The sequence below is a fragment of the Aestuariivirga sp. genome, assembly GCF_041738905.1.
Lineage (GTDB): Bacteria > Pseudomonadota > Alphaproteobacteria > Rhizobiales > Aestuariivirgaceae > Aestuariivirga.
In genome coordinates, this window is record NZ_JBGSOZ010000135.1 from 24,009 (window position 1) to 37,801 (window position 13,793).

13 protein-coding genes and 1 tRNA gene are annotated in these 13,793 nt (G+C 61.8%); 4 read left to right on the forward strand and 10 right to left on the reverse strand.

Features of this window, described 5'->3' with window-relative positions; all coding sequences use genetic code 11:
* The first annotated feature begins 32 nt into the window (after positions 1-32).
* Positions 33-707 (forward strand): phosphoglycolate phosphatase, encoded by a 675-nt coding sequence (gene gph / locus ACEW8Q_RS12310; protein WP_373504350.1) that lies wholly within the window; start codon positions 33-35, stop codon positions 705-707.
* Here gph and ACEW8Q_RS12315 read toward each other — a convergent pair.
* Positions 683-1,576, reverse strand: a complete 894-nt coding sequence (locus ACEW8Q_RS12315) for an alpha/beta hydrolase (protein WP_373504351.1) — start codon at positions 1,574-1,576, stop codon at positions 683-685. The genes gph and ACEW8Q_RS12315 overlap by 25 nt on opposite strands.
* Positions 1,577-1,672: 96 nt before the next feature.
* Between ACEW8Q_RS12315 and ACEW8Q_RS12320 the strand changes: the two genes are divergently transcribed.
* A tRNA-Val gene (locus ACEW8Q_RS12320) sits at positions 1,673-1,748 on the forward strand.
* 72 nt (positions 1,749-1,820) lie between these two features.
* Here ACEW8Q_RS12320 and ACEW8Q_RS12325 read toward each other — a convergent pair.
* Positions 1,821-3,923: an alkyl/aryl-sulfatase gene (locus ACEW8Q_RS12325; protein ID WP_373504352.1), complete on the reverse strand. Its 2,103-nt coding sequence runs from the start codon at positions 3,921-3,923 to the stop codon at positions 1,821-1,823.
* Positions 3,924-4,084: 161 nt separating this feature from the next.
* Between ACEW8Q_RS12325 and ACEW8Q_RS12330 the strand changes: the two genes are divergently transcribed.
* Complete coding sequence (locus ACEW8Q_RS12330) at positions 4,085-5,005, forward strand: LysR family transcriptional regulator (protein WP_373504353.1); 921 nt, start codon at positions 4,085-4,087, stop codon at positions 5,003-5,005.
* Between the two features lie 81 nt (positions 5,006-5,086).
* Here ACEW8Q_RS12330 and ACEW8Q_RS12335 read toward each other — a convergent pair whose 3' ends face one another.
* The gene (locus tag ACEW8Q_RS12335; protein WP_373504354.1) at positions 5,087-5,887 is read right to left on the reverse strand and encodes a transporter substrate-binding domain-containing protein; all 801 of its coding nucleotides are present in this window, start codon (positions 5,885-5,887) and stop codon (positions 5,087-5,089) included.
* A 331-nt stretch (positions 5,888-6,218) separates the two neighbouring features.
* Between ACEW8Q_RS12335 and ACEW8Q_RS12340 the strand changes: the two genes are divergently transcribed.
* Complete coding sequence (locus ACEW8Q_RS12340; protein ID WP_373504355.1) at positions 6,219-7,544, forward strand: pilus assembly protein TadG-related protein; 1,326 nt, start codon at positions 6,219-6,221, stop codon at positions 7,542-7,544.
* Positions 7,545-7,548: 4 nt separating this feature from the next.
* On the opposite strand, the gene ACEW8Q_RS12345 is transcribed toward ACEW8Q_RS12340, so the two are convergent.
* Genes ACEW8Q_RS12345 through ACEW8Q_RS12375 form a run of 7 tightly spaced genes read right to left on the reverse strand, consistent with a single transcriptional unit; the run spans position 7,549 to position 13,777 of the window.
* Positions 7,549-9,180 (reverse strand): amidohydrolase, encoded by a 1,632-nt coding sequence (locus tag ACEW8Q_RS12345; protein ID WP_373504356.1) that lies wholly within the window; start codon positions 9,178-9,180, stop codon positions 7,549-7,551.
* Complete coding sequence (locus tag ACEW8Q_RS12350) at positions 9,180-9,542, reverse strand: cupin domain-containing protein (protein WP_373504357.1); 363 nt, start codon at positions 9,540-9,542, stop codon at positions 9,180-9,182. Before ACEW8Q_RS12350 ends, ACEW8Q_RS12345 begins: the two co-directional genes overlap by 1 nt.
* Positions 9,539-9,784 carry a hypothetical protein gene (locus ACEW8Q_RS12355; protein ID WP_373504358.1) on the reverse strand — a complete coding sequence of 82 codons (246 nt, stop codon included), beginning with the start codon at positions 9,782-9,784 and terminating at the stop codon, positions 9,539-9,541. Before ACEW8Q_RS12355 ends, ACEW8Q_RS12350 begins: the two co-directional genes overlap by 4 nt.
* A gap of 2 nt (positions 9,785-9,786) precedes the next feature.
* Entirely contained in the window at positions 9,787-10,626 is an 840-nt protein-coding gene (locus tag ACEW8Q_RS12360; protein ID WP_373504359.1) for an ABC transporter permease subunit, read from the reverse strand.
* Positions 10,623-11,561 carry an ABC transporter permease gene (locus ACEW8Q_RS12365; protein ID WP_373504360.1) on the reverse strand — a complete coding sequence of 313 codons (939 nt, stop codon included), beginning with the start codon at positions 11,559-11,561 and terminating at the stop codon, positions 10,623-10,625. The genes ACEW8Q_RS12360 and ACEW8Q_RS12365 overlap by 4 nt, the downstream gene beginning before the upstream one ends.
* Before the next feature lie 5 nt (positions 11,562-11,566).
* Positions 11,567-12,664: an ABC transporter ATP-binding protein gene (locus ACEW8Q_RS12370; RefSeq protein WP_373504361.1), complete on the reverse strand. Its 1,098-nt coding sequence runs from the start codon at positions 12,662-12,664 to the stop codon at positions 11,567-11,569.
* A gap of 6 nt (positions 12,665-12,670) precedes the next feature.
* Positions 12,671-13,777 (reverse strand): polyamine ABC transporter substrate-binding protein, encoded by a 1,107-nt coding sequence (locus tag ACEW8Q_RS12375; RefSeq protein ID WP_373504362.1) that lies wholly within the window; start codon positions 13,775-13,777, stop codon positions 12,671-12,673.
* Positions 13,778-13,793: the final 16 nt, after the last annotated feature.

Below are 13,793 nucleotides of genomic sequence, written 5' to 3' on the forward strand. Positions count from 1 at the left end.
CCAAACCAACACGCCAGATTTGCGAGGGTTGCATGCCAGACCGTGTCGTGATTTTCGACCTTGACGGAACCCTTGTCGACACCGCGCCCGACCTGATGCGGGCCACGAACCATGTTCTGGCTGCCCGGGGTCGCCGCGCCATCTCCATGGACGAGGTACGGGTTTTCGTAGGCCATGGTGCCCGCGCCCTTCTCACCCGCGGCCTTGCCGCTACCGGGGGAATGCCCGACGGTTATGACGTCGAGCCCGACTACAAGCGGTTCGTCGAGTACTATTCCAACAACATCGCCGATGGCAGCGTGGTGTTTCCGGGCCTCGTCGCCCTGCTCGAAAAGCTCAAGGCCGATGGCTTTGGCCTCGGCGTCTGCACCAACAAGCTTGAAGGCCTGTCGGTCCAGTTGCTCGATGCGCTGGACCTGTCGAAGTACTTCGGTTCAGTCGTGGGGCCGGATACGCTGGGCGTCGCCAAGCCCGACCCCCGCCCGTTCCGCGAGGCGGTGAGCCGCCTGGGCCTCGTCGCGCCGCGCGCCGTGATGGTGGGTGACAGCGAGACCGACATTCTGACCGCACGTAACGCCGGCGTTCCGGTCATCGGCGTTCCCTTCGGCTATACGCCGAAACCCGTGCAGGAGTATGGACCCGACCGGATGATCGCACACTTCGACGAGGCCTATGAGGCCATTCAGGATCTCTTCGCGCTGGCCTGAAGGCTGGCGAAGAACGAGAGGATTTCATCCCTTACCGGCGCTCGCCAGCGCAGCGGCCAGGCCAGTGCTGTCAGCACGTCGGCATGGCGCATTCCCTCCAGGATGACCAGCCGGTTCTCGACGCCCGCCTCGGTGAGGCGTTCCGCCAGCCGCCTGGAATTGCGCGGATAGACCGTCGTGTCGGCATCGCCGGTGATCAGCAGGAAGGGCGGTGCTTCGGGCGTTACGGCATTGACCGGCTGGGTCTCCGGCAGATCGGGCCACTGGCTGAAGGCGGCGATGGTCGCGGGATCGTCCAGCGGCAGGAAGTCGAAGGGTCCTGCCAGAACGGCAATCCCCGCCACCACATCCGGCGTGGCCCCATGGGCCTCCAGATAGCGCCGGTCGAGTGCGGCCATCGCAACATTGTAGGCTCCGGCCGAATGTCCAAGCAGATAGACTTGGCTGCCGTCTCCACCATAGTCTCCGGCATGCGCGGAGGCCCAGGCGATGGCTGCCGCTGTGTCCTCCACGAAGGCCGGAAAGCGATCCTTGGGCACCAGCCGGTAATCGAAGACGATCGTCAGATATCCGGCAGCCGCGAAGCTCCGTCCGGCAAACTCATAGTATTCGCGCGAACCCGTATCCCATCCGCCCCCGTAGCAGAACACCAGCACCGGCAGCCCCTGCCCGCCGACCTCTGGCCGATAGACATCGAGTTTCTGGCGGGGATCGCGCCCATAGGCCACATCGAAGGCCGCGCGAGACACACCGGAATCAAAGGGAACGAGTGCAGCAAACACCCGGAGCGGCGAAAACACCATCACGGCAATGCCCAGCGCAAGGGCTGCGGCCACGGGGAGAGACATCACGGCAAGAGCGAGTTTCATGGCCTTGCATACGCTGGAATCAGCCCGAAAGATGCATGTGCCGCCGTCCTTGACTTCCCCCGCCCCTTCCGACTATACGGCGACCACCCTGAACAAGGGCGATTAGCTCAGTTGGTAGAGCACTGTGTTCACATCGCAGGGGTCACTGGTTCGAGTCCAGTATCGCCCACCACTTGCTTCCTGAAGATTGCGTGACTGGCCAAATTGGAAAGGAACAACTTTCCATTGCTGAACGGCTGCGCCGCTACTCGGCAATCACAGCACCTGCCGTTGCTTCAAATGCGTCGTGGGACGCAACCGCGCCCATCGCCTTGGTGCCCGGCATGACCTCGAAGCGCGGGTCGAAGTCGATCATCGTGGCGGCCAGCTTCGCGAGGAAGGAGATGTCGCCCTCGAACGTGGCCGTGCCATCGGCGATCTGCGCCTCCAGCGTCTTTGCGCCCATCATGGTCTGTTCCAGGGCGGCGCGGTTGATGGTCAGCGTCAGGTCCGGTTTCTCGGCCTGATAGCCGCTGATGTTGGTGAGCGTCGCGTTTTCCAGTTCGACGATGAACTTCTCGCCGTTGTCGGGCGTGACGAGGTTCATGGTGAAGCGCAGCCCCTCGGCCTTGCGGCTGTCCATGCGGATCGCCAGGAAGTTCAGGAACAGTTCGGTGGACATGGCACGGATCACGTCAGGCGAGCTGGAATCGGCAGTCTGGCCTTCCGGTATGCCGGTCCGCAATTCATAGGCGCCCGCCAGGAAGCTGTTGCGGAGCCCCGGGTTTTCCTGCTGATAGCCGATCTGCTCGAAGACATCGGCGAGCAGGTCCATGGCTTCGGTATTGCCGGGTTCGGCCTGAACCAGCTTGTTGAGGATTTCCTGTGCCAGAAGATACTGCCCGGCATCGTGAAGTTCGCGGCCCCTGGCGATGATCTTCGCGGAGCCCCCCATCATCTCCACATAGAGCGGCGCGGAATCAGCCGGTGACAGCGGGATCAGCGTGGCGGGATTGCAGTCCCAGAAGCCCAGATACCGCTGGATGACGCCGCGCGCATTGTGTTCGGCGGAGCCATGATAGCCGCGGCAATGCCATTTCTGCAGGATGCTGGCTGGCAACTGGTAGACATTGTGAACCTGGTTGATGGTGACGCCCTGGTTGGCGAGGTGCAGGACCTGGTTGTTCATGTGCGCATAGAGGTCGCGCTGGTCGCGCAGGACCTCCTGGATGCGCGCGTTGCCCCAGCGCGGCCAGTGATGCGAGGCGAACATGACCTCGGCCTCGAGCCCGAAGAGATAGAGCGACTCCGCGATGTACTTCGACCAGCGCAAGGGATCGCGGACCGGCGCGCCGCGCAGCGTGTAGATGTTGTGGAGGGAAGCGATGACGTTCTCCGCCATCCACAAGGCCTTCATGTCCGGGATGTAGGTGTTCATCTCCCGGGGCGCCTCGGTATTCGGCGTGTTCTGGAAGATCATCCGCACGCCATCGACCTCGAACTCCTCGATCGGGTCCGACACATAGCGGTTGGGCGCGATCAGGCCGGTGGCGCCTGATGACACGCCCTGGCCGAGACCCTGCCCGACATAGCCGTGGGGGCTTGCGGGCAGCAGCAGTCCATACTGGAAGAACAGCCGCCGGTTCATGGCATTGCCGGCATAGACGTTCTCGGAAATCGTGAAGTCCATGAAATCGCCGGGCGCGATGAGCGTGACCTTGCCCGAGCGCACATCCGCTTCGTCGATGAGCCCGCGCACCCCGCCCCAATGGTCGCCATGGGTGTGCGAATAGATCACGGCCGTGACCGGCAGGCCTTCGCCGACATGCTTCTGGAACAGCTCCCACGCGGCGCGAACCGGCTCGGCCGAGACGAGCGGATCGAAGACGATCCAGCCGGTCTTGCCTCGCACGAAGGTGATGTCCGAGAGATCGACGCCGCGCACCTGATAGATGCCGGGGATGACTTCGTAGAGGCCATAGTTGTTGTTGAGCTTCGACTGGCGGAGCAGCGAGGGATGGATGCTGTCGAACTCGTCTTTCTCATCGAGGAACTGGAAGCGCTCCATGTCCCACGCGATGTGGCCGGCGTCGGCCTTGATCTTGAGGTCCGGCATGGGGGCGATGAAGCCCTTCTTCTGCTCGTCCATGTCACGCGTGTCGGAGAAGGGAAGCGTTGCCCTTGCCGACTTCAGGACCTCGAGCGTGTGCGCGGATGGCGCCTTGCCCTTCGGGTGGAAGTGCCCCGCCAGAGGTTGAGCCACCTCCTGCGCGAAGACCGGTGTTCCTTCCAGCAGATGCCGGCCCGTGACTGCAAACGCCGCACTGGCTGCGGAGACGGTCCCGAGAAGTTGGCGGCGCGTGGTCATGATCTCAGTTTTCCCTTCACAGAAGACAACATGCGCAGAGGAATCCGGACGCATCTCTCAGGAGGCCGGACCTGTTTACCCATGCGATTGTGAAAACGATATTGTATCGAATATTGCTTGTCCAATAACCCTCCGTTATCAGGTGATAACGGAGGGTGGCCATGCTTTCGATACGGCATCTCGAGTTTATCAGAACTCTGGCGGCACACGGACATTTTGGACGGGCGGCGGATGTTCTCGGCATCTCCCAACCCGCCTTGTCCAAGGGCATCAGCAGCATCGAGAAAACTCTCGGCGTGACGCTGTTCGACAGGACGGGACAGAACACCCCGACGGTCTTTGGCGAAATCCTGATCGCCCACAGCGAAAGCATCGTCGCCGATTTCAATGAACTCCTGCGCGAGATCAATCTGGCGAAGGGACTTGATGTCGGCAGCCTTGCGATCAGCTGCGGGCTCTATCCCGCCGAGATGTCGGTTCAGGAGGCCATCGGCATCATGGCCTCGCGCCATCCCTCATTGGTGTGCAAGTTCGCGGTCAAGGACTGGAACGACGTCACCGAAGATGTGGCGAGCAGGACATTCGACATCGGGCTTGCTGACATCACAGAGGCCAGCAAGAAGCCCGATCTCGAAACGGAGGTCCTGCGCGTCAGTCCGATCACCGTCTTCTGCCGGGCGAAACATCCGCTCGCACAGAAATCCCAAGTCACGCTGACAGACATTCTCGAGTTTCCATGGGCAGGCCCTGCCCTGCCAGCCACGATGTTTGCGGCATTGCCAAAACAAAGCAGGCCATTCGGCATTGTCGACAACACGACTCACCGCGTCATTCCCCGCATCTGGGTCGAAACATTCTCGGCTGCGAAAAACATCGTTCTCAGCGGCGACGCGCTGTCGGCCGGCCCACGGCACCTGATCGAGCGCGAGCTGGCGGAGTCAACTCTCGCCGTCCTTCCCGTGGAGTTGCCATGGATGAAACTGAACTACGGCTTCATCTGGCGGCGCGGGCGAAGCCTGTCTCCGGCCTGCCTTGCCTTCATGCAGATCGTGCGTGACATCGAGGCCCGGCGCGGGTTCTGACGCTGCCGGACACTCCTCACAGAAGAGGCCGGCAGCGCAAACTGCCGGCCTCATGCATTCACGTGACGCTCGGTCCGAAGGTCACTCGGCCTTGGGCAGCGTCATCTTGCCGACGAGCTGGGGATACTTGTTGGTGATTTCGTCGAACTTGCCGGCCTTGGCCAGAGCGCCAATGGCAGCACTCAGCTTCTCCTTCAGGGCCGTGTCCTCCTTGCGGACACCGCCGCCCACGCCCTCGCCATAGATGCCGGGATCGTCCTTCGGTTTCTCGACGATGCTCTTCAGTTCGCAGCACTCAGCGCCCTGGGTGGTGCCCAGGTAGTCGAAGAGGGCCGAGCTGTTCGCCAGCACATAGTCCAGCCGGCCGGCGGCGAGATCATTGTTGGCTTCGTCCTGCGTCGCGTAGGTCTTCAGTTCGATACCGCTCGGCACCAGATACTTCGCGGCATATCTCTCATGGCCGGTCGAGACCTGAACACCGAGGGTCTTGCCTTTCATGTGTTCGGCCGAGGTATCGGTATCGCCGTTTTTCGGGCCGATAATGGCCGGCGGCGTGTCATAGTACATGCGGCTGAAGTCGATCGTCTCCTTGCGCTTCTCGGTGATCAGCATCGAGGACCAGATCACGTCGATCTGGTTCGACGTCAGCGATGGAATGATCCCGTCCCACGCAACCTCGACGATCTCGCACTTCTCCTTCATCTCGGCGCAGACGGCGTCCATGACGTCGATCTCCCAGCCGACCCACTTGCCCGAGGCATCCTTGGACGTGAAGGGCGGATAGGGTTCGGCGGCGACCCCGAACTTGAGGTCCGCCATGGCCGGGCTCATGGAGAACATCAGCGCAGCGGCGGCCAATGCAATGCGGCGTGTCCATTTCATGTGTGCGTCTCCCTGTTTTGCTGAAGGTATCCGGCGCGTCATCGCTGGGTGTTTCCAGCCCCCCTCGCCCGGTCCTGCCTGTCGAGACTGCATGAAGGCTGGTGAACTGACAAGCCGTGAACAACGACGCGCATGGTTGACCTGACGGGGCTTCATGCCCCGTGTCCTGGCCGTCTCCTGCCCTGAGGCTCAACCTCCGCGTCAGCTTGGCGTGGTTATTGTCCAGAACCGACCTGTTCACGGACGACCCACCTTATCCCTCATGTCCCGGCATTGCGTGAAGAACGTCATCATCAACTGCCTCACTCACGGTGCCGGGCAATGCCGCCGTATGTTGACTTGGCCAGTCTTCCTTCCGTCGGCGAGGGGTAATGTCACGGTCCTCACGGCCCTCTCGCTTCTTGTGGTCTTCATCGCCTGTGGCACGGCCATCGACTTCGGGCGGCTTCTGACTGCCCGCACGCAACTCGCGGCCGCGATCGATGCCGCCGCGCTCCAGGCAGGCAGTTCGAACGTCACAGACATGAAGAAACTGACAGCACTTGCCACTGCTGTCGTCGCACGCAACTATTCCGAGCGTGAGCACGGGCCGATCACCGCCCTCAAGCTCAGCGAAAACAATGGCCAGATCGACATCTGGGCCAAGGCGAAGTTCCGGACAAGCCTGCTCGGTCTTGCAGGAATCAGAACCATCGACATCCCTATTTCGGCGCAGGTCATCCGCTCGGGCAGCAGCATCGAGGTGGCCCTCATCCTCGACACGACAGGATCGATGAGCGGTAGCAAGCTGAAATCACTGAAGTCGGCGGCCGCCAGTTTCATCGACGCCGTGGTCTGGGACAACCAGACCCGATTCTACGCGAAGGTGGCTCTCGTGCCATACTCTGCAGGCGTGAACCTCGGCGCCTACGCCGACGTGGCGCGCGGTGCTCTGAAGGCAGGCCTGTGCACCGAACCGGGGTGCCTGTTCTACCGCTTCCGTAACTCCAACAAGTTCAACGTCTCTTTCACTGCCAGCACCTGCGCCAGCGAGCGGACAGGCGCTGACGCCTATACGGATGCACCGCCCGCCACGGCTCTCGTGGGCATCAATTATGCGAGCCCGAACAACCCCTGCCTCGACGGCGCGCTGATCCCGCTCACCACCGACAAGGCGAAGCTGAAAGCGGCGATCGACAGGCTCGTGGCCGTGGGTTCGACCGCGGGCCAGATCGGCATTGCCTGGGGCTGGTATGCGCTGTCCAGGGACTTCGGCCTGTGGAATGGTTCCAGCCTGCCTGCCGCCTATGGCACGGAAAAGGTCAGCAAGATCGCGGTCATCATGACCGATGGCGAATTCAATACCGCCTATTGCAATGGGGTCATCGCGCGCAGTTCGGGCAACGGCAGCGGCAGTTCTAACGACAAGATCAACTGCGATGCCACCAATGGTTCAGCGGCCGAGCAGGCCATGCAGCTCTGCGCCGCGATGAAGAAGAAAGGCATTGCCATCTACACGATCGGCTTCGACATCGCGGACGATCCCGCCGCGAAGACTGTGATGACAGACTGCGCATCGAGCAAGAAACACGCCTATCTGGCCGCCACGGACGCAGAACTGAAGGCCGCCTTCCGCGAGATCGGCAAACGGGTCTCGGCACTTCGCCTCTCGCGGTGAGACCTCATCCCCCGAAGCCCGGTGCCCGATGCACTTCCCGGCCGCCTAGCAACGTGAGTTGCACCTCCGTGTCGCCGATGTCATAGACATCGCAGTTCAGGACATTGCGGTCGAGGATGATGATGTCGGCGTGATGGCCGGGCGTGAGCGACCCTGTATCATGGGAACGCCAGGCGGCAGCCGCGGCATTCACCGTGTAACCCTTGAGGCACTCCTCCCGCGTCATGCGCTGCTCAGGCAGGAACACCGGGTGATCGCCGTGCTTGTGGGGCGGCTGCCGCGTGATTGCCGTTTCCATGATCTGGAAGGGATTGAGCGTCGAGACGCCCCAGTCGCTCGACAGGCAAAAGGGCGCACCCGCATCGATGAGGGTACGGAAGGCATACATCAGCCTGCCCCGCGCCTCACCCATCATCGGAAGCGCCACGTCGTCGACCGATGGTTCGTGGCGGGCCCACAGGGACTGCACGTTCATCATGGCGCCCAGTTCGCGGAAGCGCGGGACATCGGCGGGGTCAATGCATTGCACATGCGCCAACTGATGCAGGCTGGGCCAGCGGCCGTTGGCGGCGCGCGCCGCCTCAAGCCCGTCGAGCGCAGCCCGCACCGCGAGATCGCCGATCACATGCACATGGATCTGGAAGCGCGCGGCATCGAAGGCGGTGAAGAGTTCCTTGATGTGCCCTGCCTCGAACATCAGCGGCGCATTGCCGCCCAACGCGTCCGAATAGGGTTCGATCATCGCGCCCGTGCGATTTTCCAGAACGCCGTCGAGGAAGAACTTCGCCGAATGAATGTTGAAGATGCCGGCGCCGAATTCACGGCGGAGCGTGCCGATGCGGTCGAGTGCAACTGCCGCCGTCTCTTCCGGCTTCACCTTGGCCGTGGCGCAGAGGCGGACCGTCAGGTCTCCGCTTTCGGCGAGACGCTGGTAGACCCGCGCGTGGCGGCGCCCGACAGAAGCATCGAGCACGCCGGTGATGCCGTTGCGGTTGCACAGGGCCTGCGCGAAGCGAACGCCTTCGGCATAGTCATCCTCTGTGACCGCCGGCATGCGCTTCACGGCCCAGTCGATGGCATCTTCATGCAGCATGCCTGTGGGCTCGCCCGAACTATCGAGCACGAAATGGCCGTTGAACGGATCGGGCGTTCCGCGTTCAAGGCCAATCGCCTTGCAGGCCAGCGTATTGAGACAGGCGTTGTGGCCGTCGGAGGCCAGAATGTAGCAGGGCCGGTCCGGAACGGCCTCGTCCAAAATGTGCCGCGTGAGATTGTGGTCGGTGAAGATGCCGGTGTACCAGCCGACGCCATTCACCCAGGCCCCCTTGTGGCGCGCCGCGAAGTCCCGCATGCGTTGTTGCAGTTCGGTAAGAGTCCGCGCGCCGCCAAGATCGGCATTGAGACCGTAGCCGTGACCGGAATCCTGGAGATGGATGTGCGTGTCCTGAAAGCCGGGCAGCACCATGCGGCCACCGGCATCGATCACGCGCGTGGCCGTTCCAGCAAGCGCCCGCATGTCCGCGTTGCTGCCGAGGGCGAGGACGCGGCCATCCTTCACGCACAAGGCTTCAGCGCACGGCGTGGCGGCATCCATCGTGTGGATGCCGCCGTTGATGATGACGAGATCGGCCTGCATCACTCGACCGTGGTTTCGGTGGCCGCGATATGGACCGCGAGGAGGCAGCCGTTGGGCGTATAGGAGCAATGCTCCGTGCCGTCGCGCAGCCACACGAGATCGCCCTTGCGGAACACCGTGCCGTCATTCTCGATCAGTTCGCCGTCGAGAATGAGGAACTGTTCGTGACCATTGTGGCGGTGCGGGCGGGTCGTCATGCCGGCCGGCATCCGGTAGACGTGGAAACCCACGCCCAGGGGCTCGGCATCATTCAGTTGCAGAACGCTGTCGCCCATCGTCATGCCATCCTCGAAGACGAAGGGCGTGTAAGCCGCTTCATAGATGTTGGCGACGCGGCGGTCTGCCGGGTTCACGGGTTTCATAGGTTGTTCTCCTCAAGGCATCTGGTTTCAAGAATGGGAAGATCGGCATTCATGCCGACGCGCGCAAGCTCGGCAAAGGGATCGATATGGTCGTCTCGCGCGCAGATGCGGAAAACCTCGAGCGTTGCACCGCCGATCAGTCCCTCCTGGTAGAGAGACATTGCGGCGGCATAGCGCACCATGCCCGAACCTGCTTCACCCAATGGAGCGGACAGCAGCATCCTGTCGTCGGGCGCCGCCATGCTCATCCGTTCTGCGCGATGGCCATCTGGATATCGCGCTCGCGCCTCGCCTCCGCGCGATGCATGATGATACCGGCAATCACGACACCGACGCCCACGACGGTGATGATGATGGTGGCGAGCGCATTGATGTCGGGCGTGACGCCAAGCCTTACCTTGCTCCAGATGAGGATGGGAAGCGTGGTGGAGCCCGGACCGCTGGTGAAATTGGTGATGACGACATCGTCGAGCGAGATGGTGAAGGCGAGAAGCCAGCCCGCGAAGATCGCCGGCGAGATCACCGGCAGCGTCACGTCCGTCAGCACCCGCCATGGCCTGGCGCCAAGATCCATCGCGGCCTCCTCGATGGCAATGTCCATGGACGACAGCCGCGACTGAACGATCGTCGCCACATAGGTCATGGAGAACGTGATGTGCGCGATGGTGATCGTGGTGAAGCCGCGGCTGCCGGGCCAGCCAATCCACTCCGCCATCATGATGAAGAGCATCAGGGACGAAATGCCGGTGATGACTTCGGGCATGATCAGAGGGGCCGTGACGAGCCCCGAAAAGACGACGCGGCCCCTGAACTTGCGGAAACGGGCGAGTGCTATCCCCGCCATGGTGCCGAGAATGGTGGCGAAGGTGGCGCTGGTGATCGCGATCTGGATCGACAGTGCCGCCGCCTTGATGACCTGGTCGTTCTGGAACAGCTTTCCATACCATTGGGTGGAGAATCCGCCCCAGACGGTCACCAGTCTCGACTTGTTGAAGGAGAAGACGATGAGCGACAGGATCGGGATGTAGAAGAAGGCAAAGCCGAAGCACAGGCAGCTGATGAGGAACACCGGGCGGCGCTTCATGGCCTGGCCTCCCCCTGCGCCTGGGCGCGGCCTTCAAAGTAAGTGTAGACCATCATCGGCAGCACGAGCAGCAGCAGCAGCAGCAGCGCCACGGCAACGGCCGACGCCATGGGCCAGTCGCGCGCAGAAGAGAACTGGTCGCTGATGACGCGGCCAATCATCGGATCGGACGCATTGCCAACCAGGCTGGGAATGATGAGTTCACCGCTTGCCGGAATGAAGACGAGAAGCCCACCCGCGATGATGCCGGGGATGCTGAGGGGAAGCGTCACGTCCTTGAACACCTGCCAGGGCCTGGATCCCAGGTCCAACGCTGCCTCGTTGAGCGTCATGTCGAGCTTCTCGAGATTGGCATAGAGCGGCAGGATCATGAAGGGGAGATAGGAATAGACCATCACTAGCACGACAGCAAAATTCGAATTCATCATCGGGATGGATTTCAGCGCCCATTCCGATGGTATCACTGCATTGATTGTTGCGGTGAGGCCGCGGTTGAACCAGCTGTTGTTGCCGAGCAGCCCCATCCACGCATAGACACGCAGCAGGAACGACGTCCAGAAGGGCAGGATCACCAGCATCAGCAGGATGTTGCGCCATGACTTCGACACCCGCGTGATGCCGAGGGCCATGGGATAGCCGATGAGCAGGCAGAAGAACGTGGCGACGCCAGCGTTCCAGATCGATGTCAGGTAGGCTCGGATGTAGAGCGTATCGCTAAAGAGCCGGGCAAAATTGTCGCCGCGAATCCATGGCCACTCATCGAGGAAGGCAATGGGTGGCGAGAGTTCGGCGCGCCGCGCGAGGCTCATGGCAAAGACAATCACGAAAGGCAGCAGGAAAAAGGTGAGGAGCCACACATAGGGCACGCCGATGATGAGGTCCCGCCAGCCGCGCCGGTTGAACCAACTCCTCCCTGCGGCCGTTTCCTCCGCCATCTCCGTCAATCCCTCAGCAGGATCGCGGCGGAGGGCTCAAACGAGAGCCAGACCTTGTCGTCCCATTCGGCAACGCGCGAGCCCGAGCCGCGTGTGGTGTTGACACTGTTGACGGAGACAAGCGTACCCGATGGCAGCACCACGCGGTACAGCGAGTCCTTGCCGAAATAGCCGAGGTCCTTCACCACGCCCTGGAAGGCATTCGCACACTCCGGCCTGTCCCTCGAAATCATAATCTTCTCGGGCCTCACGGCCACCGTCACCTTGTCTCCGCTTTGGGCGGAACCGGTTTCGATCACGATATCGGAACCAAGGGAAGGCACGGCAATGGTGAGGCCAGCGCCATTGTGCTTCACATCGCCATCGAACATGTTGATGGAGCCGATGAAGCCCGCGACGAAGCGGCTGGACGGGTGTTCATAGACCTCGGTCGGCGCGCCGACCTGCCGGATCTCGCCGTGGTCCATCACGGCAATGCGGTCGGCAAGCGTCATCGCCTCTTCCTGGTCATGTGTGACGACCACGAATGTGATGCCGGTCCGCTCCTGGATGTTCATGATCTCGAACTGGGTGTGTTCGCGCAGCTTCTTGTCCAGGGCGCCCAGGGGCTCGTCCAGCAGCAGAAGCTTCGGCTGCTTGGCGAGCGCGCGGGCAAGCGCCACGCGCTGGCGCTGCCCGCCCGACAGCTGATGGGGCTTCCGTTCCGCAAGTGCTGTGAGCTGCACCAGATCGAGCATCTGGCGGACCCGGCCGGTGCGTTCGGCCGCCGTCATCTTCTCGTGTTTCAATCCATAGCCGACATTGCCTTCCACCGTCATGTGAGGAAACAAGGCATAGGACTGGAACATCATGTTCACCGGCCGCTCATAGGGCGGGATTCCGGACATGTCCTGGCCATCGAGGAATATCCGCCCGGATGAAGGCTGCTCGAAACCTGCGAGCATCCTGAGCAGCGTCGTCTTTCCGCATCCCGAGCCACCAAGAAGGGCGAACATTTCGCCCTTCATGATGTCGAGTGAAACATCGTTCACGGCGGTGAACTTGCCAAAGCTCTTGCTCACGCCCTCGATGCGGATGAAGGGCGCTTGCCCTTCCGCTGCCATGACGGATCAGCCCGACTTGATGGTCTGCCAGGCGCGCGTCATCTCGCGGTCCTGATCTTCGGTGAAGGGCTTCGGCGCCCACAGGCGCTTCAACACCTTCTCGTCGGGATAGACGGCGGGATTCTCCAGCACGGCCTTGTCGATGAAGGGCTTCGAAGCAAGATTGCCATTGGCGTAGTTCGTGAAGTTGGTGCACTTCGCGATCACTTCCGGCTGCAGCATGTATTCGAGGAACTTGTAGGCGCTTTCCTTGTGCTGGGCGTCGGCGGGGATGCAGAGGCAATCGACCCAGGCGGGGGCACCCGTTTCCGGCACGTGATATTCGAGATTGATCTCGACGCCGGCTTCCTCCGCGCGGGCCTTCGCGGTGGAATAGTCGCCCGACCAGTTGTTGATGACGCAGAGTTCCTTGTTGGGAATGGCATTCAGATAGTTGGTATTGTCGAAGGTGCGGATGTATTGCCGCACCGGCTTGAAGGCCTCGACCACCGCGTCGTAATCCTTCACGTTGGTGGTGTCGCCGTCCTTGCCGATGTACTTGAGCACCATCAGCATCGTATCGGTCGGGCTGTCGAGAATGGAAATGCCGCAGTCGGCAAGCTTTGCGGCATTCTCTGGCTTGAAGAGAAGATCGAGTGAATCGAAGTTGGCGTCCGGGATGCGCTCCTTCACCATGTCGACATTATAGGTCATGCCAACCGAGCCCCACATATAGGGGATGCCGTATTCGTTGCCCGGATCCCAGCCGGCGAGGATGCGCAGAACCTCGGGGTCGAGGTTCTTCCAGCCGGGAAGCTTGGCTCGGTCGAGCTTCTCGTAGATGTTCGCCTTCATGAAGTTCGGCAGCGACAGGCCAGCCATCACGACCACATCATAGCCGGTGGAACCCGCCAGCATCTTGGCCTGCATTTCTTCGGCAGAGCTGTAGGTGTCATAGGTGACCGAAATTCCGGAGGCCGACTGGAAGTCCTCGATCGTAGTCTCGCCGATGTAGTCGGCCCAGTTGTAGACATTGACAACGGCGTCTTCCGCCTTGGCCCGCCGCACATAAGGCATGGCGACCAGAGCGGAGGCGGCGATAAGGCCTGTGGCGTGGCGTCTTGTAATCTTCATTCCTGGTTCTCCCTGG

What these genes read in the sequence shown, in the direction of transcription:
- ACEW8Q_RS12355 (WP_373504358.1), bottom strand. Translation starts at nt 9,784, where the DNA reads ATGGCGGCGCCCGACGACAGGATGCTGCTGTCCGCTCCATTGGGTGAA.
- ACEW8Q_RS12325 (WP_373504352.1), bottom strand. Translation starts at nt 3,923, where the DNA reads ATGACCACGCGCCGCCAACTTCTCGGGACCGTCTCCGCAGCCAGTGCG.
- ACEW8Q_RS12315 (WP_373504351.1), bottom strand. Translation starts at nt 1,576, where the DNA reads ATGAAACTCGCTCTTGCCGTGATGTCTCTCCCCGTGGCCGCAGCCCTT.
- ACEW8Q_RS12360 (WP_373504359.1), bottom strand. Translation starts at nt 10,626, where the DNA reads ATGAAGCGCCGCCCGGTGTTCCTCATCAGCTGCCTGTGCTTCGGCTTT.
- ACEW8Q_RS12330 (WP_373504353.1), top strand. Translation starts at nt 4,085, where the DNA reads ATGCTTTCGATACGGCATCTCGAGTTTATCAGAACTCTGGCGGCACAC.
- ACEW8Q_RS12345 (WP_373504356.1), bottom strand. Translation starts at nt 9,180, where the DNA reads ATGCAGGCCGATCTCGTCATCATCAACGGCGGCATCCACACGATGGAT.
- ACEW8Q_RS12365 (WP_373504360.1), bottom strand. Translation starts at nt 11,561, where the DNA reads ATGGCGGAGGAAACGGCCGCAGGGAGGAGTTGGTTCAACCGGCGCGGC.
- ACEW8Q_RS12335 (WP_373504354.1), bottom strand. Translation starts at nt 5,887, where the DNA reads ATGAAATGGACACGCCGCATTGCATTGGCCGCCGCTGCGCTGATGTTC.
- ACEW8Q_RS12350 (WP_373504357.1), bottom strand. Translation starts at nt 9,542, where the DNA reads ATGAAACCCGTGAACCCGGCAGACCGCCGCGTCGCCAACATCTATGAA.
- ACEW8Q_RS12370 (WP_373504361.1), bottom strand. Translation starts at nt 12,664, where the DNA reads ATGGCAGCGGAAGGGCAAGCGCCCTTCATCCGCATCGAGGGCGTGAGC.
- gph (WP_373504350.1), top strand. Translation starts at nt 33, where the DNA reads ATGCCAGACCGTGTCGTGATTTTCGACCTTGACGGAACCCTTGTCGAC.
- ACEW8Q_RS12375 (WP_373504362.1), bottom strand. Translation starts at nt 13,777, where the DNA reads ATGAAGATTACAAGACGCCACGCCACAGGCCTTATCGCCGCCTCCGCT.
- ACEW8Q_RS12340 (WP_373504355.1), top strand. Translation starts at nt 6,219, where the DNA reads ATGTTGACTTGGCCAGTCTTCCTTCCGTCGGCGAGGGGTAATGTCACG.